The following is a 22,250-nucleotide window of genomic DNA, read 5'->3' on the forward strand; positions in this document are numbered from 1 at the left end:
TTAACGAGCAGGGATTTTAGTTAACCTTCTGGTGACAATTTTTGATTTGAGGCAGTTAAAAGTGTATTGGCGGCGCCAATAACTGGCGGGCGTCATCGCGTTTTTGTTGATTTACGCCGCTATGTTGTTTATGTGATATGGCACAATAGCGGAACAATTGCATTCATGGAGTAAAGCTTGTGTTGGATAAACTGCGTTCCCGGCTGGTCCACTTTGGCCCGTCTTTACTGAGCGTGCCGGTTAAGCTGGCGCCTTTTGCCCTCAAGCGCCAGGTGCTGGAGCAGGTGCTAAGCTGGCAGTTCCGTCAGGCGCTGGCAGAGGGAGAACTGGAGTTTCTCGAGGGGCGCTGGTTAAGTATTCATGTGCGTGACATTGGTCTGCTGTGGTATACCTCGGTAGTCGATGGTCGCCTGGTGGTCAGCCAGCAGGCCGACGCCGACGTCAGCTTCAGCGCCGATGCCAGCGATCTGTTAATGATTGCCGCGCGCAAGCAGGATCCGGATACGCTATTCTTCCAGCGTCGTCTGGTGATTGAAGGCGATACGGAGCTGGGGCTGTACGTAAAAAATTTGATGGACGCCATTGAGCTCGAGCAGATGCCAAAAGCGCTGCGCGTGATGTTGCTGCAACTGGCGGATTTTGTCGAAGCTGGACTGAAGAGCCCGCAGAAACCTGAACAGACATCGGTAGGTGAGGCATGCTGATTCGAGTGGAGATTGGGATTGATGCACCGGGAATCGACGCGCTGCTGCGTCGTACCTTCGGCCGCGATGCCGAAGCGCAGCTGGTGCACGATCTGCGTGAAGATGGACTGATCACGCTGGGGGTAGTGGCAACGGATGATGAAGGCCAGGTGATCGGCTACGTTGCCTTCAGCCCGGTTGCGGTGGAAGGTGAAGAGCTGCAGTGGGTCGGTCTGGCGCCGTTGGCGGTGGATGAACACTATCGTGGACAGGGCATCGGCCGGCAACTGGTCTATGAAGGGCTGGATTCGCTGAATGAGTTTGGCTATGCCGCGGTGGTGACGCTGGGCGACCCGCATTTATACCGTCGCTTCGGTTTTGAGCCGGCCGCGCGCTTCGATCTCCGTTGCCGCTGGCCGGACAGCGCGGAGGCGTTCCAGGTTCACCGTCTGGCGGATGACGCTCTCGAAGGCGTTCACGGCCAGGTAGAATACAGCGACCATTTTAATCGTCTTTGAGCCTCGCCAGCAGGGTATCGAAGGCATCCTCTCCGGCAACGAGGCGCTCTTTTTCGCGCTTCGTTAGCTGCTTAACGCGGTATTCCAGTCGCAACGCAAGTGAGTGTTCACCAACCTCGTGGCTAAAGGCCAGCAGCAGGTCGCCTTTACCGCGCAACGCCTTCGCGCCTTTTCCCGCCTGATGCTGGCGAAAGCGGCGCGGCACATCGGTGGTGATGCCGGTATAAAGGCGATTATCCGCGGTTCGAATGAGATACAGAAACCAGCACACGGTCACAAAGTCGCTATGGTAAGGTGTGTGCACCATAGCATAATGGAGAAGAAAGATGGAAACCCTTGCTGCCATTGGTCGCTGGCTGAGTAAACAGCACGTCGTCACCTGGTGCGTCTCCCGCGACGACGAGCTGTGGTGTGCGAATGCCTTTTACGTCTATGACCCGGATACCGTGGCCTTTTATCTGCTCAGCGATGAGCACACCCGCCACGGTCAGATGACCGGCGAACGGGCGAAAGTGGCCGGTACGGTTAATGGCCAGCCAAAAACCGTGGCCCTGATCCGCGGCGTGCAGTTCAAAGGCGAGATCCGTCGTCTGAGCGGTGACGAAGAGGCGCGGATGCGCCAGCGCTACGTTAAGCGCTTTCCGGTGGCCCGCATGCTGTCGGCGCCGGTATGGGAGATTCGTCCGGACGAAATCAAGTTTACCGATAACACGCTGGGCTTCGGGAAAAAGTTACACTGGCGGCGTGATGCCGGCGCCGAGCAGGCGTAGCGCTTCGCGATTGAAGGCCGGCAGATCGTCCGGCGTTCTGCTGGTGACCAGCTGTTCGTTATCGACCACCACCTCCTGGTCGTAAAACTCGCCCCCGGCGTTTTTCACATCCACCACGATAGGCTTCACCGCCGTGAGCTTACGCCCGCGGATCACATCGGCGCTGATCAGCAGCTGCGGGCCGTGGCAGATGGCGAAGACCGGCTTCCCGCCGTTGACGAAATCGCGGGTAAAGGTGACGAAGCGTTCATCCCCGCGCAGCTGATCAGGGGAATAGCCCCCGGGCAGCAGCAAGGCATCAAATTCGCCAGGTGTGACGTCATCGATGGCTCTGTCGATGGCGACCTCCGCTTCTCCCTGTTTACCCTTCACCGTCTTGCCAGCCTGCTTTTCGATCGTGACGACCTGATGCCCGGCGAGCTTGAACGCATCGGCGGGAGAGGTAAATTCAGAATCTTCAAAGTCGTCGGTAATGAGCACGGCTATCTTTTTACTCATGCTTCCTCCGCTATCTGGATGGTCAATGAGGTAATTCCATGATGATGGTGGATACTTACCTTGTAAGGTATTAAGCCTGGAACATGAGCCCGAAAGTGCAAGGCGGAGAATTCTGTAAAGGAGAATCAATGAGTCAGGTATTATTAACCGGCGCGACCGGGTTAGTTGGCGGTCACTTACTCCGGCTGCTGCAGAATGAGCCGAGCATCAGCGCCATCGCCGCCCCGACGCGTCGCCCGCTGGCACCGGCGGAAGGGGTGTTCAATCCCCACGATCCCCAGTTGACCGATGCTCTGGCGCAGGTGGTCGACCCGGTCGATATCGTCTTCTGTTGCCTGGGGACGACGCGTCGGGAAGCGGGAAGCAAAGAGGCCTTTGTCCATGCTGATTACACGCTGGTTATCGATACGGCGCTGGCCGGAAAACGGCTTGGCGCGCAGCATATGCTGGTGGTCAGCGCGATGGGCGCCAATGCCCACTCGCCGTTTTTCTACAATCGGGTGAAGGGGGAAATGGAGGCGGCGTTGATCGAACAGGCCTGGCCGCGGCTGACCATTGCCCGGCCGTCGATGCTGTCAGGCGAGCGGGAAAAGAAGCGGGCCAATGAGACTTTCCTCGAACCGCTGTTCCGGCTGCTGCCGGGAAACTGGAAGGCGATTCCGGCCCGTGACGTGGCGATTGCCCTGCTGGCGGAGGCGCTGTCGCCCACCCAGGAAGGCGTGCAAATTCTGACGTCATCCCAACTGCGGGAGCGCGCCGCGCAGCAGGCTGAATAGCGTTTTGCAAACGCAAACATCCGGCGTACTATTCACGGCTTCAATTCATATCCACATTTCTTGCTGGGGAATGCTATGACTGGTCAGTCTTCATCTCAGGCGGCGTCACCGTTTCAATGGTGGAAACCCGCGCTTTTCTTTCTCGTCGTGATTGTCGGCCTGTGGTTCGTCAAGTGGCAGCCCTATTACGGGAAAGCCTTCACCGCCGCGGAAACCCACAGTATCGGTAAATCCATTCTGGCCCAGGCCGACGCTAACCCGCTGAAAGCCGCGTGGGACTACGCGATAGTTTACTTCCTTGCCGTCTGGAAAGCGGCAGTGCTCGGCGTGCTGCTCGGGTCGCTGATTCAGGTGCTGATCCCGCGCGACTGGCTGCTGCGCACCCTGGGACAATCGCGTTTTCAGGGCACGCTGCTGGGGGCGATTTTCTCGCTGCCCGGTATGATGTGCACCTGCTGCGCCGCGCCGGTCGCGGCCGGCATGCGCAAACAGCAGGTGTCGATGGGCGGGGCGCTGGCGTTCTGGATGGGTAACCCGCTGCTCAACCCGGCGACGCTGGTGTTTATGGGCTTTGTCCTGGGCTGGCAGTTTGCGCTGGTTCGCCTGGTCGCTGGCCTGGCGACGGTGCTGATTGTCGCGACCCTGGTGCAGAAATGGGTGAAAGAGGCGGCGACGCAGCCGGTAGCAGTGCCTGCTGCACCGTCTGAAGCGGCCAGAGACAGCTTCTTTAGCCGCTGGCTGCGGGCGCTGTGGACGCTGTTCTGGAATACGATCCCGGTTTATATCCTTGCGGTACTGGTGCTGGGAGCGGCGCGCGTCTGGCTGTTCCCGCACGCCGATGGCGCGGTGGATAACACGTTATTCTGGGTCATCGCGATGGCGATAGCCGGCTGCCTGTTTGTGATCCCTACCGCGGCGGAAATTCCGATTGTGCAGACGATGATGCTGGCTGGCATGGGGACGGCGCCAGCGCTGGCGCTGCTCATCACTCTGCCGGCGGTGAGCGTGCCGTCGCTGATTATGCTGCGCAAAGCCTTCCCGGCCAAAGCGCTGTGGCTGACTGGCGGACTGGTGGCGCTTTGCGGGGCGATTGTCGGTGCGCTGGCGCTGGTGTAGTTTGCCGTAAACGTACGGATAGCCGGATTGGGTGCCGGGCGGCGGCTACGCCTTACCCGGCACCCAACGCATAGGGGACGGTAGCCCGGCTAAGCGCAGCGCCAGCCGGGAGACTGCAGCTTTATTTGATGTAGGTAAAGGCGGTGGTCACGCGGGACACGCCGCTCACCCGGCTGGCAATATCCGCGGCCGCCCGGCCTTCACGATCGGTCACCAGCCCCATCAGGAAGACTTCACTGTTTTCCGTGGTCACCTTCACGTTCGAGGATTTGACCTGATCGGTGCTCAGCAGCTGCGAACGCACCTTAGTGGTAATCCAGGTATCAGACGAGGCGGTCCCTAAACCAATCGGCTGGCCCTGGCGCACTTCATTAAACACTTCCGTGGTCCCTTCCACGCCCATGGCGATTTGCTTGGCGCGGGCAGAGAGATCCGGCGTTGGCGACTGGCCGGTCAGCAGGACTTTGCCCTGATAAGCCGTGACGTTGATACGGGCCTGTTTTTTAATCTGTTCATCTTTCGACAAGGCGCTATTGACGCGCAGTTCCAGGGTGCTGTCATCGACCTGGGTTCCCACCGTACGCGGGTCCGTTGCGGCTTTGGTGCCGACAGCTGCCGTTCCGACTACCGCGGCGGCAACACAGCCCTGCAGCAGTAGTGCAGAAAGCAGGATGGCGAGGGGCGAGAGAGCCTTCATGTGTTCTCCTTAATCGTCCTGGTGTGGAAAAAGGGTGTTATCTATCAAATCGCACAGACAGTTGACGGTCAGCATATGCATCTCCTGAATACGCGCGCTGCGATGCGAGGGGATGCGGATTTCGACATCCTGCTGACCTAAGAGGCCAGCCAGCTCACCGCCGTCATAGCCGGTTAACGCGACGATAGTCATGTCGCGGGTCACGGCGGCTTCCACCGCCTTGACGATATCCCGGCTGTTACCGCGCGTAGAGATCGCCAGCAGCACATCGCCGGCGTGTCCCAGGGCGCGCACCTGCTTGGCGTAGATCTCGTCATGCAGGCGATCGTTGGCGATCGCGGTTAAGACCACATTATCGGTATTTAGTGCAATGGCGGGTAAACCAGGGCGTTCCGTTTCAAAACGATTAATCATGCTGGCAGCAAAATGCTGTGCGTTGGCGGCGGAGGTGCCATTACCACAACAGAGGATTTTGTTGCCGTTGAGCAGGGACTGCACGAGCGTCATCGCCGCCCGGGAAATCGCATCCGGGAGTGCTTCTGCTGCGGCAATTTGGGTTTGAATGCTTTCGGTAAAGCAGGCTTTGATTCTGTCGAGCACGGGATCCCTTACTTCTGGTATTACGCTATTCGCCAAAGGCGTTTTTTAGCCATTGGATGTCGTTTCCGGTGAAGGCTACCACATCGAAACGGCAATCCACAGTCTCAAAGCTCCCATTCTGTCGGCAGAGCCACAAACGGGCGGCTTTAAGCAGTCGTTGTTGTTTTTGCGGGGTGACGCTGGCCGCCGCGTCACCGTACTGGGCGCTCCGTCGGTAGCGCACCTCGACAAAAACGGTGACGGCGCCGTCGCGCATGATGAGGTCAATTTCGCCGCCATGCTCGCGGGCATTGGCGGCGATAAAACGCAGGCCCTGGCCTTCCAGCCAGCGGCGAGCCTGGTTTTCCCAGGCATCGCCAGTCTGTTTGCTTAGCTGGCCGGAACGATTTTTCCCTGCTGGTATTTGAGCCATGACAGTTTCCTGTTAATCACACAATCCTGGGTGGCCGTCAGATCGCCGGTATTCCCGTTCAGCTCGAAGCCCGGCGTTTGGCGCATTTGCGTGAAGTGGTTCGCCAGTGACCAGGCGTCAGCGCCCATGGCATACAGGCGCGCCAGCGAGTAGTCATTACGTACAGCGGACAGCGCCTGCTGCATCAGCGCCGGGTTGCTGCCGGCCAGCATCGGGATCTCACTATACTGCAGGCCTTCCATCTCCAGACGGAAATCCGGCCCTGCGGTGCCCTGGGCGCTGCGTGAGCTGGCGTACAGGGTGACATTGTTTTGACTGCCGTTGCGCATGGCGATCATGGGTTTGATATAGGCAATCTGTTCCGGGGTGGCGAGGATATAGGCGGCGTCTACGCTGCCGCCGCTGCTCACTGGCATCTCATCCGCACTGCCGAGGGAACTGTTCTGGGCCGAAGGTAGGGTGGAGACCGGCGTGCCGCTCAGCGCAATGCCCCCTCCGCCGTTGACGCCGGCGCGCAGCTCAGCCGTGGAGCCAAAGCGCTGCTGCAGGACGCTGGCGCCGCCCAGCTTCAGCCATTCGTCGGCAAAAGCGCTAACCACGCGATCGCCCAGCGCACCGCGCGGAACCAGCAGCAGCGGCGTCTGTTTGCCCTGTTGGTGGATATGTCGGGCGGCGTCACGCGCTTCGTCTTCCGGAGAAAGGGCGAAATAGCAGATGTTAGCGCGGCTTTCGACTTTTTCCGGCTGGTTGAGGGCCAGCACGTTGAGCGGCGTGTTGCTCTTAATCACCTCATCCACGTTCTCTTTCAGCAGCGGTCCGACGACTAAAGTGGCGCCGTCCTGCTGAGCCTGGGCAAGCAACTGACTGATGGGCTGGCTGGTGGTGTCGTAAATTTTTAGTTCCGCAGAGGGGTTGGCGGCGGTGGCGACCACGGGTTGAGGCTGCGCGGTCGGGGCGGTTACCGGCTGGGTAGCCGGGGATGCGGTGGTCTGCGGCGTAGCGGCCGCTGCCGGCGCCTGGGCTGCAGGTTCCGCGGCAGGCGCCGCCTGGTCTTGTGCCGGCGCCTGCACCGGTTCAGCGCGGCTTCCGGTGGCGGTAAGATCGCTGATTTCTGCCTGCGACGGACTCACCACATCATCATTCCCGGAGACATTCGCCGCCTGGGCAACCTGCGCGGGAACCGCGCTGCCGTTCACTGGCGGCGCGCCATTTTTGGCGGCTTCAAAGCCCTGCTGGATAGTGCGGCCGAAGATCGACGCCTGACCGTTCAGCGGCAGAAAAAGCGCAATCTTGTTGGTGGATGCGGGCTTATAGTTTTGCATGTTCACCAGCGCCGTCGGCAGCATTTTGGCGCCCGGGTTTTGCGGGTAGCGCGTCTGCCAGTCTTTAACGCCCGCCTTCAGCAGCGTCGGATCGTTGCGATTGTCAAACCACATCCGCTGCAGATCCAGCCAGCCCTGGAGGGTATTTTCATCGGCATTGATCACCAGCGCATTGGCCTGATCCTGGGTCATCGTGGTTAACGCTTGCCAGGTCGCGTCAATGTTTTGCTGGCGTTGTTTGGCATCGCTCAGCAGTGGCTGCTGGGCGATTAACGCACGCAGTAACGTAACTGATGGCTTACCCTGGCTGGCATCAATTTGTGCCTGCCAGTAGCGCGCCTGCTGGGGTTGATCCAGGCTTGCCGGGTCGAGCTTTGCCAGCAGAGTACGAGCGCCCTGGTAGTCGTTTTGCGCCAGCTTCACTTCCACCGCCAGCAGCGACTGTTCGCGGGCCTGGGTGCTGTTCAGGTTCGACGGCAACTGGTTGTACAGGTCGATGGCCTGTTGTTTCTTCCCTTCCTGAAGCAGTGCACGAATGGCGAGTAATTGCCAGTTGGTCTTGCTATCATTCGTGCTTTGCTGCATCTGCTGTAGGTAGAAACTGGAGTTGGCCTGCGATGTACCCTGCATAAACGCCGTGCTTTGATCCTGCGTGTGGGTGCCGCAGCCAGCAAAAAGAAGCGTCGCCAGCAATACGGGCAGACAGCGCGCGGGCTTAGAACGAAGAAATGTTGACGGTACCATAAGTGTCCAGTGATATTTTTTTGGCTCAATGCTCAATATTAAATCGGCAATACGGACGAGACAATGAAACAACACGAATCAGCGGATAATTCTCAGGGGCAGCTCTATATTGTGCCCACTCCGATAGGGAATCTGTCTGATATCACGCAGCGCGCACTGGAAGTGTTGCAAGCTGTTGATTTAATTGCTGCGGAAGATACCCGCCACACCGGTTTGCTGCTGCAACATTTTGCGATTAACGCCCGCTTATTTGCGCTTCACGACCATAACGAGCAGCAAAAGGCGGAAACACTTCTTGCTAAACTGAAGGCAGGCCAAAACATTGCGCTGGTCTCCGATGCCGGCACGCCGCTGATTAATGACCCTGGCTACCATCTGGTGCGCACCTGCCGCGAAGCGAATATTCGCGTCGTACCGCTGCCGGGCCCCTGCGCGGCCATCGCCGCCCTGAGCGCCGCCGGTCTGCCTTCCGACCGTTTCTGCTATGAAGGTTTCCTGCCGGCGAAATCGAAAGGCCGCCGCGATACCCTGAAGGCGCTGGAAGAAGAGCCGCGCACTATTATCTTCTATGAGTCGACGCACCGCCTGGTGGAGAGTCTGGAAGATATCTGCGCGGTACTGGGGGAATCCCGCTACGTGGTGCTGGCCCGCGAGCTGACCAAAACCTGGGAATCGATCCACGGCGCGCCGATTGGCGAGCTGGTGGCCTGGGTGAAGGAAGACGAAAACCGTCGCAAAGGCGAGATGGTACTGATCGTCGAAGGCTTCAAGGCCCAGGAAGAGGCGCTGCCGGCGGCCGCGTTGCGTACCCTGGCGCTGCTGCAGGCGGAGCTACCGCTGAAGAAAGCCGCTGCGCTGGCCGCGGAGATCCACGGCGTAAAGAAAAATGCGTTGTATAAGTACGCCCTGGAGCAGCAGGGGGAGTAACCCTGTAAATTGACTTTGGGATCAGCAAGCCGCTCTTCAGAAATTGAAGGGCGGCTTGAACGTCATCTGAAATGTCGGAAGAAATGTCGGAAGAAATGTCGGAAGAAATGTCGGAAGAAAAGGGCAGAATCGCTTTTCTTGCCGCACAGCATCCCTAACCAACAAGCCCGGATAAATCCGGGCTAAAAGTGGTTAAATTCTCCCGCTCTCGATCAGGTCACCGGCGCCGGGTTAAACACCGCCAGCTGGTTGTGCAGGCCCCATTGATCGGAGAAGGTTTTCTTGCGTCCGCTGGCGACGTCGAGAATAAATTCGAACAGCTTCCGCCCGACATCCTCAATCGTCTCTTCGCCAGTGGCGATGGTCCCGGCGTTAATATCCATTAAGTCATACCAGCGGTTGGCCAGCTCGGTCCGGGTCGCCATTTTTATTACGGGTACCGCCATCAGGCCATACGGAGTGCCGCGGCCGGTGGTGAACACCTGCACGGTGATGCCAGAGGCGACCTGCTGGGTGCCGCAGACAAAATCGCTGGCGGGGGTCGCGGCATAAATCAGTCCGCGTTTGGTCGGGCGCTGGCCTGGAGAGAGCACCTCGACGATGGCGCTTTTACCTGATTTAGCAATAGAACCCAGCGCTTTTTCCACCACGTTGGCCAGGCCGCCTTTTTTGTTGCCGGGGGAGGGGTTGGCGCTGCGGTCGGTTTTGCCCATGTCGAGATAGTTATCGTACCAGGCCATCTCTTCCAGCAGACGTTTGCCGACCTCTTCGTTAATCGCCCGCGGGGTTAACAGATGGATGGCGTCGCGTACTTCGGTTACTTCCGAGAACATCACCGTCGCACCGCAGCGCACCAGCAGGTCGGATGCATAACCCACCGCCGGGTTGGCGGTCACACCGGAGAAGGCGTCGCTGCCGCCGCACTGCATCCCGACCACCAGCTCAGAGGCCGGGCAGGTTTCCCGCTGGCGCTGGTTCAGTTTCGCCAGGTGGCGCTCGGCGACCTGCAGAATGTCATCGACCATCGATTTAAAACCAACATGCTTTTCATCCTGCAGGCTGACGATGCTGGCGCTGTCCACCGGGATACTTTGGACGTCTTCCGTGCCCTGCAGCAGGCGTTCCGGTTGCAGCTTTTCACAGCCGAGACCAATAACCATCACCTCGCCGCCGAAGTTCGGGTTGAGGGCGATATTGTGGATGGTGCGAATCGGCACTACCGCCGCCGGCGCATTAATCGCCACGCCGCAACCGTAGAGGTGGTTCAGACCTACCACGCCATCGACGTTGGGGTATTTCGGCAGCAGGTCTCGCTCAATGATTTTCACCACATAATCAACCACGCCCGCAACACAGTGCACGCTGGTGGTGATGCCCAGCAGGTTCTTGGTGCCCACGCTGCCATCGGCATTGCGGTAGCCTTCAAAGGTATAGCCTTCCAGCGGCGGTAGCGGTTCAGGCACTTTGGTCGCTAGCGGCAGCGTGTTCAACGGCGGGGCGGTAGGCAGTTCCACCAGCGATTCGTCAATCCAGCTTCCCTGTGGGATGTCGCGCACGGCGAAGCCAATCACTTCCCCGTAGCGGATGATTTCACCGTGGGTAGGGATATCCACCAGGGCTACTTTATGACCCTGTGGGATGTGTTCGACGAGCGTCAGGCCGTCCGGGAAACGTGTTCCGGCGGTCAATCCCCGATCGTTAACAATAATCGCCACGTTATCTGTCGGGTCAACTTTAATATAAAACGCGGTTGGCGATTGTTGCCGAATTGCAATGTCAGCCATTGTCCAGTCATCTCCAAACAGGTGCTAAAAAAAGAATGAAATGGTCATTCTGGTGCTGTAGATAAGAATAATGAAATAAAGAATGTCAGGAGTAATGGCTTTAAAATGTGATCTGTGTCACCCCTCTCTGCGACGACGCTCACGTACCGACAGGCAATCATGAGAACTGTGGATTAGCGCCCATGACTTGTGGCATTTGCCTAACTAAAGCGTCAGATAAGATGTTTATATTGTGATTATGCATGGTGTCTGGTGATGGCAGGCTGATTATACTGTGTCATGTTTTTGAGGTAGCCGATAGGCAATAAGAGAGCGTTGATATCGTCTAATTAACAAATAAAGAACCCGATTAAAAAATAATAAAATGTGTTCTGTGTTTGATGAATATCTTCATGATCCTGGATGGGATGAGAAACAAGGAATACCAACTCGCTATTTTATTCTGCTGATTATATTTATGGTTCGCGAGATTAAACGCCTGGAATTGCAGAAGTAAGCAACGATTAACGCAAGGTAAACATCATGGATAACGCAATTTTCCCGAACAAATTTAAGGCCGCGCTGGCGGCTCATCAGGTGCAGATTGGCTGCTGGTGCGCGCTGGCTAACCCGATCAGTACCGAGGTGCTGGGTCTGGCCGGTTTCGACTGGCTGGTGCTGGATGCGGAACACGCGCCGAACGACGTGACCACGCTTATCCCACAGCTGATGGCGCTGAAGGGCAGCTCCAGCGCCCAGGTGGTGCGCGTGCCGACCAATGAGCCGATCATTATCAAGCGCATGCTGGATATCGGCTTCTACAACTTCCTGGTGCCGTTCGTCGAGACAGCTGAGCAGGCGGCACAGGCGGTGGCGTCGACCCGCTATCCGCCGGAAGGGATCCGCGGGGTTTCCGTTTCCCATCGCGGCAATATGTTCGGCACCGTGGCGGACTACTTCGCCCAGTCCAATAAGAACATTTCCATTCTGGTGCAGATTGAGAGCCAGACCGGGGTGGACAACGTCGAGGCGATTGCCGCGACCGACGGCGTCGACGGCCTGTTCGTCGGCCCGAGCGACCTGGCCGCGGCCTTAGGTCATCTGGGCAATGCCGCCCATCCTGAGGTACAGCGCGCCATTGAGCATATCTTCGCCAGCGCGAAGAAGCACGGTAAGCCAAGCGGCATTTTGGCGCCAGTGGAAGCCGATGCGCGCCGCTATCTGGAATGGGGCGCCACCTTCGTCGCCGTCGGCAGCGACCTGGGCATCTTCCGTTTGGCAACCCAGAAACTTGCAGACGTGTTTAAAAAATAATCACCAGGATGAAGAGAGAGAACATTATGACAATCAAAGTGGGTTTTATCGGTCTTGGCATTATGGGCAAACCGATGAGCAAAAATTTGCTGAAAGCCGGTTATTCGCTGGTGGTGTCCGACCGTAACCCGGAAGCGATTGCCGATGTGATTGCCGCGGGTGCTGAGACCGCGACGACGGCGAAGGCGATTGCCGAGCAATGTGACGTGATCATTACCATGCTGCCAAACTCTCCGCATGTTAAAGAGGTGGCACTGGGTGAAAACGGCATTATCGAAGGCGCAAAGCCGGGCACCGTGGTGATTGATATGAGCTCTATCGCGCCGCTGGCGAGCCGGGAAATCAGCGAAGCGCTGAAGGCCAAAGGTATTGATATGCTGGATGCGCCGGTGAGCGGTGGCGAACCGAAAGCCATCGACGGCACCCTGTCGGTGATGGTCGGCGGCGATAAGGCGATCTTTGATAAATACTACGATCTGATGAAAGCGATGGCGGGCTCCGTGGTGCATACCGGCGACATCGGCGCGGGCAACGTCACTAAACTGGCTAACCAGGTGATTGTCGCCCTGAACATCGCAGCGATGTCCGAAGCGCTGACTCTCGCGACCAAAGCTGGCGTCAATCCGGATCTGGTATATCAGGCGATCCGTGGCGGCCTGGCGGGCAGTACCGTGCTGGATGCCAAAGCGCCGATGGTGATGGATCGTAACTTCAAGCCGGGCTTCCGTATCGACCTGCATATTAAAGATCTGGCCAATGCGTTGGATACCTCACACGGCGTGGGCGCCCAGCTGCCGCTGACGGCGGCGGTAATGGAGATGATGCAGGCGCTGCGTGCGGACGGACTGGGCACCGCGGACCATAGCGCGCTGGCGTGCTATTACGAAAAACTGGCGAAAGTGGAAGTCACTCGCTAACAAGAAGGGCGCCCCACGCGCCCTGTTATTCTTGCCTTGCGCGGCACTGTCAGGCTACAAACTTATGAAAATCGTCATTGCCCCAGACTCTTATAAAGAAAGCCTGTCTGCCGCCGAGGTAGCTCAGGCGATAGAAAAAGGATTCCGTGAAATTTTCCCCGACGCACAGTATGTTTCCATTCCCGTCGCCGACGGCGGCGAGGGAACGGTGGAGGCGATGATTGCCGCGACGCAGGGAACGGAACATTCCGCATGGGTGACGGGCCCGCTGGGCGAGAAAGTAGAGGCCTGCTGGGGCATGTCCGGCGATGGCGTCACTGCGTTTATTGAGATGGCGGCAGCCAGCGGTCTGGGACTCGTTCCGCCCGAAAAACGCAACCCTCTCATCACCACGTCACGCGGTACCGGTGAGCTGATATTACAGGCGCTGGCGCATGGCGCGAAGCGGATCATCATCGGCATCGGCGGCAGCGCGACCAACGACGGTGGGGCGGGCATGATGCAGGCGTTAGGCGCCCGCCTTTGCGACGCCGAGGGGCAGGAGATCGGCCATGGCGGCGGCAGTTTGAGCCGTCTGAGCCGGATCGATCTTTCCGCCATCGATCCACGCTTACGCGACGGGATGATCCGCGTGGCCTGCGACGTCACTAACCCGCTGGTGGGCGAGCGCGGCGCGTCGCGGATCTTTGGCCCGCAGAAAGGGGCGACCGAGACGATGATCGTTGAGCTGGATCGTAATCTGGGGCATTACGCCGATGTCATTAAGGCCTTGCTGCAAGTGGACGTTAAGGCGATCCCCGGCGCGGGGGCGGCAGGCGGCATGGGTGCCGCGCTGATGGCCTTGCTTAATGCGGAATTGCGTAGCGGCATTGATATCGTCACCGAGGCGTTGAATCTGGAGGAGCAGATCCTCGACTGCTCATTGGTGGTCACCGGAGAAGGGCGGATCGATAGCCAGTCCATTCACGGTAAGGTGCCGGTGGGGGTAGCCCGGGTGGCGAAAAAATATCGCAAGCCGGTGATCGGTATAGCCGGCAGCCTGACCCACGACGTCGGCGTGGTTCACCATCACGGCATCGATGCTGTTTTCAGCGTGTTAACCACAGTTTCGACGCTGGAAGAGGCATTTCGTGGAGCGTTTGATAACATTTACCGCGCGTCGCGCAATATCGCCGCCACCCTGCAGGTTGGGATGACGACAGAAGGATGACAACGGGCGGTAAACCCTCTATACTGCGCGCCGAAGCTGACCAGACAGTCGCCGCTTCGTCGTCGTCCTCCTTCGGGGGGAGACGGGCGGAGGGGAGGAAAGTCCGGGCTCCATAGGGCAAGGTGCCAGGTAACGCCTGGGGGGTGTCACAGCCCACGACCAGTGCAACAGAGAGCAAACCGCCGATGGCCCGCGCAAGCGGGATCAGGTAAGGGTGAAAGGGTGCGGTAAGAGCGCACCGCGCGGCTGGTAACAGTCCGCGGCACGGTAAACTCCACCCGGAGCAAGGCCAAATAGGGGTTCATAAGGTACGGCCCGTACTGAACCCGGGTAGGCTGCTTGAGCCAGTGAGCGATTGCTGGCCTAGATGAATGACTGTCCACGACAGAACCCGGCTTATCGGTCAGTTTCACCTTTTTATGTCAAAACCCCGCTCCGGCGGGGTTTTTGCTATCTGAATCCGTGACGCGGATGAATGACTGTCCACGACGCTATACCAAAAGAACGCGGCTTATCGGTCAGCTACCGTTATTTAACCACCTTAGGATTTTGCAGCCTCGGTATCGTAGAATCTTGCAACTGATGAACCTGGCCTATTATCGTGGCGATGCTGCCGTTACTTAAGGACTCAACGTCTGATTTTGTATGTGAACCAAAATTGAAGGTAAGAAGTTTATCCGTTTTATTCTGTTCATCTCTCATCGTAACGATATAATAGTAGCTGTCGGCGATACCGCTCATCCGCCGAATGTCAACAATCACGCCACGAATCTTCACCCATTTACCCAGATTATCGCTGCTGGCTTTTGCAGGATTAAGGGCATACGGCTGCAGAAACTGCGCGACCGAATACGTCGGCATCGACGCGGTAGCGTTATCACCGGGTTGAAATAATTTATCCCCTGCGGTAAAAAAGGCCTGCGAGGCCAGGCTACAGCCGCTTAACAGCGATATGGAAAAAAACAACGATAATATGCGAAACCGTAATGACATACCTATCTCCTTTTCTATTCTAAATATGATGTCCCTAACATGCTGGATAACTTCATCCGCGCTTATTAAATAGAGTAAGTGTCACTGCTGTCAATTATTTTGCGCTCTGCAAATGGTTAGGTTAATGTAATGGTTAAGGTATATTTTTTAGAATAATAAATAAGCTTGGAAATATCTTTTTTGTATATATATATTCTATGAATATATTATGTCTGTGAATATAAAAATCTTTATGAATTATTTTTTACATTTATTCATTGTAGACTGAAAAATAATAAACCGCTATTTCAGGCACTTTCACTTCAGGATAAAACAATGAAATTAATGACCCGTATTGCGTTTGCAGCCCTTCTGACTACCGGTTTCTCTCTGACGGCACAGGCCGCGGACGTTAAGGCTGCGCCGGCGCCAGCGCAGGATCCCATTGTCCAGCACTTAAAACTCTCCAGCGATCAGGTCGCGAAAATTAAAAGCCTGCATCAGCAACTGGAAAATAATGTTCAGCAGATTTCACAGCAAGACATTAAAGATGGCGCATTGATTAACGTGATTGATTCCGGAAAATGGGATGAGAAAGCGGTCAAGGATCAGCTGGCAGCCTTCAGTAAGATCGATCAGCAGGTGCGTTATTACCGCGTGAAGTACTATTTCGATGTGAATCAGGTGCTGACGCCAGAGCAGCGTACCCAGGTGAAAAAAGATCTTGCCGACGCGCTGAGTGAATAATGCCATCGGCCCCTTTCGGGGCCGATATTATCTTCAGGCCATAAACGAAAATCGAATCATTGATGTTGCCTTTTCAGGCGAGACTTTCTTCATCCCGCAGACGAATCTCCGCTTCGACAACAATGGCTTCCAGTTCGCTCAGCATCTCATCATAACCAAAGCTGACGACCCCAGCGGTTTCCGGCTGCGTCGGGGCTGATGGCGTCGGGGACGCCTTTTTTCTGTTTTTCTTTTTACTCACTGACAGACTCCATCACTTCCGTTGTTACACCGGTAAATCTATCAGCAAAGCGCGCAGCGGCGTATCGGCGACGAGGGTAATGTTAGCTTCGTCACGAATAAATGCCCCATCACCACAGGTGAGAGCCTGTTTTTGTTGCTCCTGCGCAACGGCATGGACGGTGCCGTGGATCGACTGCAGGTAAGCGCGTGGGCCATGCAGTTGCACGCTAATCTGCTCCCCTTCTTCCAGTGCGATATGGTAGACCCAGGCCTGCTGGCGAAGCTGGAGACTGCCATTCCCTCCCTCCGGCGAGGCCAGCAGCTGCAGCGGTGCGCTCGCCACTTCTATTTTCTGCTGCAGCGGGTTTTCCCGCTGTGGGCAAGCGTCGAGCCACAGTTGCATCCGCGTTAACGACTGCTCTTTGCTCAGATTATGCTCGCTATAGCTCACGCCAGGCTGGGTGGCGATAAGCAGCGCTTCACCGGCTTTAGCCTGCACATGGTTGCCGTCGCTGTCGCGATACTCCGCTTCGCCTTCCAGAATCAGGTTCAGGATATCGACTTTTGGGTACGTCCTGGCCTGGAACGAGGCGCCGGGTGCCAGCACTTCCTGATTGAGCACGCGTAAGGACGCGAAGCCCAGTAATTTCGGGTCGAAGTAGTGGCCAAAGGAGAAGGTGTAGCGGGCCTGCAGCCAGCCGAAGTCTGCTTGTCCGCATTGTTTGGCTGTTCGGGTAGTAATCATGTTCTTGACCTCTCTTTACACTAAATCAATGGTAAAGGTATGGACGCTGTATTGTTAGCCAGATATTCTGCCCGGTATGTTCAAATTTCCTGAATGAGAAAGCGATGGCCAAAGAGAGAGCATTAACGCTGGAAGCGTTGCGCGTGATGGATGCGATCGACCGCCGTGGGAGCTTTGCTGCCGCGGCTGATGAGCTGGGACGCGTGCCTTCCGCCCTGAGCTATACCATGCAAAAACTGGAAGAGGAGCTGGACGTGGTGCTGTTTGACCGCTCAGGTCATCGCACGAAGTTCACCAACGTGGGACGGATGCTGCTTGAGCGTGGGCGCGTGCTGCTCGAAGCGGCGGATAAACTCACCACTGATGCGGAAGCGCTGTCACGTGGCTGGGAAACTCATCTGACAATCGTCACCGAAGCGCTGGTTCCGACCGCGGATCTGTTTCCGCTGATTGAAAAACTGGCGACCAAATCCAACACGCAGTTGTCTATTATCACCGAGGTGCTGGCTGGCGCCTGGGAGCGACTGGAGCAGGGGCGGGCGGATATTGTTGTCGCGCCAGATATGCATTTTCGTTCCTCCTCGGAGATAAACTCGCGCAAACTCTATTCGGTGCTCAGCGTGTACGTCGCGGCGCCGGACCACCCGATCCACCAGGAACCGGAACCGCTCTCTGAGGTTACCCGCGTGAAATACCGCGGCGTCGCAGTAGCGGATACCGCACGCGAGCGGCCCGTCCTTACCGTTCAGCTGCTGGATAAACAGCCGCGCTTAACGGTGAGCACCATTGAAGATAAGCGCCAGGCGCTGCTGGCCGGATTAGGCGTGGCAACCATGCCCTATCCGCTGGTGGAGAAAGATATTGCCGAAGGGCGTCTGCGGGTCGTCAGCCCGGAATACACCAATGAAATTGACATAATCATGGCCTGGCGACGGGACAGCATGGGCGAGGCGAAGTCCTGGTGTCTGCGCGAGATCCCTAAGCTGTTTGCGGGACGCTAGTCGAGAAGACGCTCCTCCCGCTAGCGGGAGGAGCGGGAAGATTAATAGGAGAAGGGTTTCGGATCGGGTCCGAAGCGATTGTTGCCTTCGGTGCCGCGTTGGCAGTTAAAGATCAAGATCACCAGCCAGCCGATGACCGGGATCAACAGCAGTAGCAGCCACCAGGCTGAACGGTCGGTGTCGTGCAGGCGTCGAAACTGCACCGCCCACCACGGTAAAAAGACCAGTACGCCATAGATGGTCGTCAGAATGCCTTCGCCGCCCGCCCGCTGCCAGCCCAGCATTTTATCGATGATGCTCAATACGCCGGTCAGGATGAGGTTGACCAGAATAAACATCCAGTACTCTTTGCGCCGCGCACGGCCGCCAAATCCTATATAGTTTTTTAATGCCTTGAGATACCAGTCCATTTCTACGCCTCAATTAACCGTCAATCACTTGTTTTTTAAGCGATCGCAATAAGAATAGACGTGAATGAATGGTGGGTAAATATCTGTTTTCTGAATTATTGGGCGCCATCACTGGCGCCCGACAGATCAACGGAAGCGCTGATCGCGACCGTGGGGTTCGTTGAGATCCTGCTGCGGTCCAATGGAGATAATGCCGGTTGGATTAATGGTTTTATGGCTGCGGTAATAGTGGTGGCGGATATGCGGAATACTCACCGTCTCTGCGATGCCGGGCATCTGGTAGATGTCGCGCAGAAAACCGTACAGGTTGAGATAATCGCTGATGCGCCGTTTATCGCATTTAAAATGCGTTACATACACCGGGTCGAACCGTACCAGCGTCGTCCACAGGCGAATATCGGCTTCCGTCAGCTGATTTCCCGTCAGGTAACGATGCTGACCGAGGATCTGCTCGAGCCGTTCCAGTGAAGTAAAGACCGCATCGACCGCTTCGTCGTAAGCCTGCTGGCTGGTGGCAAAGCCGGCCTTATACACGCCATTGTTGACGTTGTCGTAGATCCAGCCGTTCAGCTCATCGATTTTTTCCCGCAGCGCCGGCGGATAATAATCCCCGGCTCTGGCGCCCAGACCATCGAAGGCGGTATTAAACATGCGGATGATTTCTGCCGACTCATTGCTGACGATGGTCTGCTGTTTTTTGTCCCACAGCACCGGGACGGTGACGCGACCGGTATAGTGCGGGTCAGCCTGCAGATAGAGCTGATAAAGGAACTGATGATGATAGAGCTGGTCGCCGGTAGCATCAGGAAAATCATCGGCGAAGGTCCAGCCGTTTTCCAGCATCAGCGGATTGACCACGGAGACGGATATAAAGGGTTCCAGTCCTTTCAGCTTGCGCAGAATCAAAGTGCGGTGCGCCCACGGGCAGGCCAGAGAAACATACAGATGATAACGGTCTTTTTCCGCGGCAAAGCCGCCTTCGCCCGCGGGCCCCGGCGTGCCATCGGCCGTGAGCCAGTTACGGAACGCCGAAACGGAACGCTTGAATCGTCCTCCGGTGGATTTGGTGTCATACCAGGTATCTTGCCAGACGCCGTCGACTAATTGTCCCATTACTTCCTCCTGCAGATAGCAAAAGCGAGGAGATATCCCCTCGCTTTTTTAGATTTTTACTCAGTATAGTGCGCTTACCACTTTTTATTCAGCACTCGGTCGATGCTGAATGCGCCCGGACCGGTCACGGCCAGCAGCAGGTAACCGCCAGCGATGGTCAGGTTTTTCATGAACATCAGCGAGTTCACACCTTCCGCAAAGTTGCTGTGGAACAGGAACGCGGTCAGCAGCGTAAAGCCTGCGGTGAACAGCGCGGTGGTACGGGTCAGGAAACCGAACAGAATCGCCAGACCGCCGCCGAACTCAAGAAGGATGGTCAGCGGCAGCAGTGCTCCCGGCACGCCCATGGCTTCCATATACTGCTGGGTTCCGGCGTAACCGGTGATTTTGCCCCATCCTGCAGTGATAAACAGAATCGGCATCAGAATACGTGCTACCAGTACACCAACATCTTCTAATTTTTTCATTTCTTACTCCAGAAAACCCAAAGGGCGGCAGTTTTGTTTTTTAGCGCAATCCCGCGTGGTTACGCAGTATTGCTGTCGATGGAGAGGATAGTAACGAGGCGGAGAAGGAATTGTTAGCAAGGAAAACTGTAGTTCTTCTTCAAAGTTTCTGAGCAATAAGTGCGGTGAGGTGAAATTTTTCTGGCCGCGAGGGGTCACCACCTGTCCCGGTATCGGGTGGGGTGAGCGGAATGGACTGAGATAAGAGGGCGGGCTAACCGTGATTGGCGGCGTGGGCACAGGTTGCTGCGAACGGCGTATTGTATCGGATGGGGAAATGGCAGAGCGGGGCGCCGGGATAAGCGCCCGCGCTCCGGGCTGCTAGCGTATTGACGACTGGCGCAGGATCCCGCGGACCATCCGCCAGGTGCTCCACAGTCCGAGACCGCGTTTGGTCCAGCGCATTAAAAAGTGCGGGTGGCGTATGGACCAGACGGCCATCAGACCGCTGCCAACCATCAGCCACGAACGTAAACTCAGCAGCGTATGCCAGCCGCGATCGAGGGGCGCTGTCGCCTCCAGCCAGTGGCGACGACAGGCGCTAAGCTCCAGTCGTTGCTGCTGGATCTGGCGCAGTAGCAGCGCCTTTTGCCGTTCACGCTCCTGTCGGCCATTCACGGTTTATCGTCCTCCAGAAGGGCACGGTCGTTCTCCAGCTCTTTACGCGTCAGGCGCAGCAGCGTGGAGCGGCGCGCCTTACGTAGGGTAAGGATGCCCACGATCGCGGCGGCGAGGAGCAGAACGACGGTGGTGGCGATCATGACGTGCAGGCGGTACTGGGCGTCAACGGCCCAGATAACCAGCACCAGCAGACTCATGAGGCCAAACGCGGCAAACAGCAGCGTCAGTCCGGTCATGATCAGCAGCTGGAAGAGGTTGGCTTTCTCCTCCTCCAGCTCCACGACGACCAGGCGCAGCCGTGTTTCCACCATTTCGACCAGCAGCGTGACAATGCGCTGGCCAATGGAGAACACGCGCTGACCCGGCCCCTGCGAGTGTTGAGTGTTCGCCATAATCAGCGACGCGACAGCAGGACACCCAGTACCAGCCCGACGGCGGCACCAATCCCGACTCCTGTCCACGGATTTTCGCGAACATAATCATCCGCCCGCGCGGCGGTCTCACGCGTTTGACGCAAAATCGCATCACTGGTTTCACCCAGGCGGGCACGACTCTCTTTTAGCGCGCTCTCTGCTTTACTACGCAGTTTACCAATCTCTTCTTTCGACTTGTCCGCCGAGGAATTCAGAACTTCCTCCAGGGTATCCGCCAGCGTTTTCAGTTCTGCACGAAGGTCTTCAGTCACATTCTCTTTAGCCATGTCGTTCTCCTGTAGCGTGGTCCGTGTTGCGAAAGTTAACTGTTATTAGTAGTCCCGAGACTCCAGCGTTTTTAACTCCTGTTGCGCTTCATTGAGTTTATGCTGGCGTTTATTGATTTTGTCCGCATCGCCTTTCTTCCGGGCTTCCTGCAGATCGCGCTGACGTTCGGCGATCTCTTCCCGCTGTTTGGCAATTTTTTGCTGATGATCGGCTTTGAGTTTACTGTCGCTGCAGTTCTCCCGTACCTGACGTAGCGCGGTATTTAGCCCATCAATGCGACTTTGATTATGATGCTTTTCGGCATAGCTGATCTCTCGTTGAATATCCTGCTCTTTTTCCTGGCAGGGAGAGGCTGCTATGGCGCTGGCGCTAAGTGAAGTCAGGGCCAGAAGCAGAGCGATGCGGTGTTTCATGGATAGTACCTTCCATTGTCTGAGGGTATACCCGGAGGATATACCCGTTCCCGATGGTGAACGGGAATGCGTTGATTCCCGCAGGTTTAAGCATAGTAACAAATGCAGGAAACCACCAGACTGCGTAAAAAACGCAGTACGGTGGTAGTTTACCCGAGCCGGTGAGGCGCGTCGCGCAGACGGGATAACCAGGCGGTGGCCGAGTTATCGTCCTCCAGCAGGGCAATAATATAACCATGTGGCAGAGCGCGACCGAGAACCTCTTTCGCCGCCGCACCCTGGGCGGTGGAGTCGAACTTAATCAGCAGACCATCTTTTTGCGGCGTAATGCTCTTGAAGCGGATACCGTTGGCGTCGAGGTGATGCCAGACGGAGAAGCCGTCCGGCATGCTGACGCCCTGGCCAACCGGACGGATCGCCAGTGTGGCCTCCTGCTGCTGCACCGCCAGCCAGAGCCAGAACAGCGCGCAGAGCACAAGAGAGCCACCCAGCAGCCAGCTCAGCTGGCGCAGGGAGGGGCGTTTTATGACCA

Annotated in this window: 29 protein-coding genes and 1 other RNA gene; 12 read left to right on the forward strand and 18 right to left on the reverse strand. The window is 56.9% G+C overall.

Translation table 11 applies throughout. The features are described 5' to 3' along the window. Positions 1-179: 179 nt before the first annotated feature. Both ubiT and CWM54_RS10320 read left to right on the forward strand, forming a co-directional pair. The gene (gene ubiT / locus CWM54_RS10315; RefSeq protein WP_008806622.1) at positions 180-704 is read left to right on the forward strand and encodes a ubiquinone anaerobic biosynthesis accessory factor UbiT; all 525 of its coding nucleotides are present in this window, start codon (positions 180-182) and stop codon (positions 702-704) included. Next, positions 698-1,201: a GNAT family N-acetyltransferase gene (locus CWM54_RS10320; protein ID WP_100680599.1), complete on the forward strand. Its 504-nt coding sequence runs from the start codon at positions 698-700 to the stop codon at positions 1,199-1,201. The genes ubiT and CWM54_RS10320 overlap by 7 nt, the downstream gene beginning before the upstream one ends. Here CWM54_RS10320 and CWM54_RS10325 read toward each other — a convergent pair. After that, positions 1,188-1,478, reverse strand: a complete 291-nt coding sequence (locus CWM54_RS10325) for a GIY-YIG nuclease family protein (RefSeq protein ID WP_032731566.1) — start codon at positions 1,476-1,478, stop codon at positions 1,188-1,190. The genes CWM54_RS10320 and CWM54_RS10325 overlap by 14 nt on opposite strands. 49 nt (positions 1,479-1,527) lie before the next feature. On the opposite strand from CWM54_RS10325, the gene CWM54_RS10330 reads away from it, so the two are divergent. Continuing rightward, the gene (locus tag CWM54_RS10330; protein ID WP_008806619.1) at positions 1,528-1,971 is read left to right on the forward strand and encodes a YhbP family protein; all 444 of its coding nucleotides are present in this window, start codon (positions 1,528-1,530) and stop codon (positions 1,969-1,971) included. Here the strand turns inward: CWM54_RS10330 and CWM54_RS10335 are convergent. Next, positions 1,933-2,469 (reverse strand): type 1 glutamine amidotransferase domain-containing protein, encoded by a 537-nt coding sequence (locus tag CWM54_RS10335; protein ID WP_008806618.1) that lies wholly within the window; start codon positions 2,467-2,469, stop codon positions 1,933-1,935. The genes CWM54_RS10330 and CWM54_RS10335 overlap by 39 nt on opposite strands. A 128-nt stretch (positions 2,470-2,597) precedes the next feature. Here CWM54_RS10335 and CWM54_RS10340 point away from each other — a divergent pair, with 128 nt between their 5' ends. Continuing rightward, complete coding sequence (locus CWM54_RS10340; RefSeq protein WP_061153213.1) at positions 2,598-3,245, forward strand: NAD(P)H-binding protein; 648 nt, start codon at positions 2,598-2,600, stop codon at positions 3,243-3,245. Positions 3,246-3,320: 75 nt separating this feature from the next. Continuing rightward, positions 3,321-4,361 carry a permease gene (locus CWM54_RS10345; protein ID WP_061153214.1) on the forward strand — a complete coding sequence of 347 codons (1,041 nt, stop codon included), beginning with the start codon at positions 3,321-3,323 and terminating at the stop codon, positions 4,359-4,361. A 121-nt stretch (positions 4,362-4,482) separates the two neighbouring features. Here CWM54_RS10345 and dolP read toward each other — a convergent pair whose 3' ends face one another. The 4 genes from dolP to CWM54_RS10365 are packed head-to-tail and all read right to left on the reverse strand — an operon-like array spanning position 4,483 to position 8,136. Continuing rightward, on the reverse strand, positions 4,483-5,058 hold the full coding sequence (dolP, locus tag CWM54_RS10350) for a division/outer membrane stress-associated lipid-binding lipoprotein (protein ID WP_002918214.1): 576 nt from the start codon (positions 5,056-5,058) through the stop codon (positions 4,483-4,485). A gap of 9 nt (positions 5,059-5,067) precedes the next feature. Then, on the reverse strand, positions 5,068-5,658 hold the full coding sequence (gene diaA, locus CWM54_RS10355) for a DnaA initiator-associating protein DiaA (RefSeq protein ID WP_002918211.1): 591 nt from the start codon (positions 5,656-5,658) through the stop codon (positions 5,068-5,070). Between the two features lie 25 nt (positions 5,659-5,683). After that, positions 5,684-6,070, reverse strand: a complete 387-nt coding sequence (locus CWM54_RS10360) for a YraN family protein (RefSeq protein ID WP_100697006.1) — start codon at positions 6,068-6,070, stop codon at positions 5,684-5,686. Then, positions 6,028-8,136 carry a penicillin-binding protein activator gene (locus tag CWM54_RS10365; protein WP_100680600.1) on the reverse strand — a complete coding sequence of 703 codons (2,109 nt, stop codon included), beginning with the start codon at positions 8,134-8,136 and terminating at the stop codon, positions 6,028-6,030. The genes CWM54_RS10360 and CWM54_RS10365 overlap by 43 nt, the downstream gene beginning before the upstream one ends. 63 nt (positions 8,137-8,199) lie before the next feature. Here CWM54_RS10365 and rsmI point away from each other — a divergent pair, with 63 nt between their 5' ends. Then, on the forward strand, positions 8,200-9,063 hold the full coding sequence (rsmI, locus tag CWM54_RS10370; protein ID WP_074387506.1) for a 16S rRNA (cytidine(1402)-2'-O)-methyltransferase: 864 nt from the start codon (positions 8,200-8,202) through the stop codon (positions 9,061-9,063). Between the two features lie 212 nt (positions 9,064-9,275). On the opposite strand, the gene garD is transcribed toward rsmI, so the two are convergent. Next, on the reverse strand, positions 9,276-10,847 hold the full coding sequence (gene garD / locus CWM54_RS10375; RefSeq protein ID WP_100697008.1) for a galactarate dehydratase: 1,572 nt from the start codon (positions 10,845-10,847) through the stop codon (positions 9,276-9,278). Between the two features lie 522 nt (positions 10,848-11,369). Between garD and garL the strand changes: the two genes are divergently transcribed. The 4 genes from garL (at position 11,370) to rnpB (ending at position 14,682) form a co-directional block, all read left to right on the forward strand. After that, positions 11,370-12,140 (forward strand): 2-dehydro-3-deoxyglucarate aldolase, encoded by a 771-nt coding sequence (gene garL / locus CWM54_RS10380; RefSeq protein WP_100697010.1) that lies wholly within the window; start codon positions 11,370-11,372, stop codon positions 12,138-12,140. Between the two features lie 26 nt (positions 12,141-12,166). Beyond that, positions 12,167-13,057: a 2-hydroxy-3-oxopropionate reductase gene (gene garR / locus CWM54_RS10385; RefSeq protein ID WP_061153220.1), complete on the forward strand. Its 891-nt coding sequence runs from the start codon at positions 12,167-12,169 to the stop codon at positions 13,055-13,057. 64 nt (positions 13,058-13,121) lie between these two features. Continuing rightward, positions 13,122-14,267: a glycerate 2-kinase gene (gene garK / locus CWM54_RS10390; protein ID WP_100697012.1), complete on the forward strand. Its 1,146-nt coding sequence runs from the start codon at positions 13,122-13,124 to the stop codon at positions 14,265-14,267. 32 nt (positions 14,268-14,299) lie between these two features. Beyond that, positions 14,300-14,682, forward strand: an RNA gene (rnpB, locus tag CWM54_RS10395) — RNase P RNA component class A. 113 nt (positions 14,683-14,795) lie between these two features. Here rnpB and CWM54_RS10400 read toward each other — a convergent pair. Continuing rightward, entirely contained in the window at positions 14,796-15,260 is a 465-nt protein-coding gene (locus CWM54_RS10400; RefSeq protein WP_100680603.1) for an OB-fold putative lipoprotein, read from the reverse strand. 315 nt (positions 15,261-15,575) lie between these two features. On the opposite strand from CWM54_RS10400, the gene CWM54_RS10405 reads away from it, so the two are divergent. Beyond that, positions 15,576-15,986: a Spy/CpxP family protein refolding chaperone gene (locus tag CWM54_RS10405; RefSeq protein ID WP_074387519.1), complete on the forward strand. Its 411-nt coding sequence runs from the start codon at positions 15,576-15,578 to the stop codon at positions 15,984-15,986. A 73-nt stretch (positions 15,987-16,059) separates the two neighbouring features. On the opposite strand, the gene CWM54_RS28555 is transcribed toward CWM54_RS10405, so the two are convergent. Next, positions 16,060-16,227, reverse strand: coding sequence for a hypothetical protein (locus tag CWM54_RS28555; protein ID WP_008806592.1), 168 nt, complete (start codon positions 16,225-16,227; stop codon positions 16,060-16,062). Between the two features lie 24 nt (positions 16,228-16,251). Continuing rightward, complete coding sequence (locus CWM54_RS10410; protein WP_074387520.1) at positions 16,252-16,953, reverse strand: pirin family protein; 702 nt, start codon at positions 16,951-16,953, stop codon at positions 16,252-16,254. 104 nt (positions 16,954-17,057) lie between these two features. Here CWM54_RS10410 and CWM54_RS10415 point away from each other — a divergent pair, with 104 nt between their 5' ends. Continuing rightward, positions 17,058-17,954, forward strand: a complete 897-nt coding sequence (locus CWM54_RS10415; protein WP_061153225.1) for a LysR family transcriptional regulator — start codon at positions 17,058-17,060, stop codon at positions 17,952-17,954. Between the two features lie 41 nt (positions 17,955-17,995). On the opposite strand, the gene CWM54_RS10420 is transcribed toward CWM54_RS10415, so the two are convergent. The 8 genes from CWM54_RS10420 to mzrA all read right to left on the reverse strand — a co-directional run bounded on the left by CWM54_RS10420 (position 17,996) and on the right by mzrA (position 22,245). Further along, a complete protein-coding gene (locus CWM54_RS10420; RefSeq protein WP_008806590.1) occupies positions 17,996-18,364 on the reverse strand; it encodes a DUF805 domain-containing protein in 369 nt (122 codons plus the stop codon). 126 nt (positions 18,365-18,490) lie between these two features. Beyond that, positions 18,491-19,477 (reverse strand): glutathione S-transferase family protein, encoded by a 987-nt coding sequence (locus tag CWM54_RS10425; protein ID WP_100697015.1) that lies wholly within the window; start codon positions 19,475-19,477, stop codon positions 18,491-18,493. A 74-nt stretch (positions 19,478-19,551) separates the two neighbouring features. Next, positions 19,552-19,944, reverse strand: a complete 393-nt coding sequence (locus CWM54_RS10430; RefSeq protein ID WP_015703571.1) for a DoxX family protein — start codon at positions 19,942-19,944, stop codon at positions 19,552-19,554. Positions 19,945-20,304: 360 nt separating this feature from the next. Then, positions 20,305-20,601 (reverse strand): YqjK-like family protein, encoded by a 297-nt coding sequence (locus tag CWM54_RS10435; RefSeq protein WP_061153227.1) that lies wholly within the window; start codon positions 20,599-20,601, stop codon positions 20,305-20,307. Next, a complete protein-coding gene (locus tag CWM54_RS10440; RefSeq protein ID WP_061153228.1) occupies positions 20,598-20,996 on the reverse strand; it encodes a phage holin family protein in 399 nt (132 codons plus the stop codon). The genes CWM54_RS10435 and CWM54_RS10440 overlap by 4 nt, the downstream gene beginning before the upstream one ends. Positions 20,997-20,998: 2 nt before the next feature. Continuing rightward, positions 20,999-21,304 (reverse strand): DUF883 family protein, encoded by a 306-nt coding sequence (locus CWM54_RS10445; protein WP_061153229.1) that lies wholly within the window; start codon positions 21,302-21,304, stop codon positions 20,999-21,001. 45 nt (positions 21,305-21,349) lie between these two features. Continuing rightward, the gene (locus CWM54_RS10450) at positions 21,350-21,718 is read right to left on the reverse strand and encodes a DUF1090 domain-containing protein (RefSeq protein ID WP_008806585.1); all 369 of its coding nucleotides are present in this window, start codon (positions 21,716-21,718) and stop codon (positions 21,350-21,352) included. Positions 21,719-21,867: 149 nt separating this feature from the next. Then, on the reverse strand, positions 21,868-22,245 hold the full coding sequence (mzrA, locus tag CWM54_RS10455; RefSeq protein ID WP_162493301.1) for an EnvZ/OmpR regulon moderator MzrA: 378 nt from the start codon (positions 22,243-22,245) through the stop codon (positions 21,868-21,870). Positions 22,246-22,250 lie beyond the last annotated feature (5 nt).

Origin of the sequence: Klebsiella sp. D-Nf1, assembly GCF_002810515.1 — a bacterium.
GTDB classification, from domain to species: Bacteria; Pseudomonadota; Gammaproteobacteria; order Enterobacterales; family Enterobacteriaceae; genus Klebsiella; species Klebsiella variicola.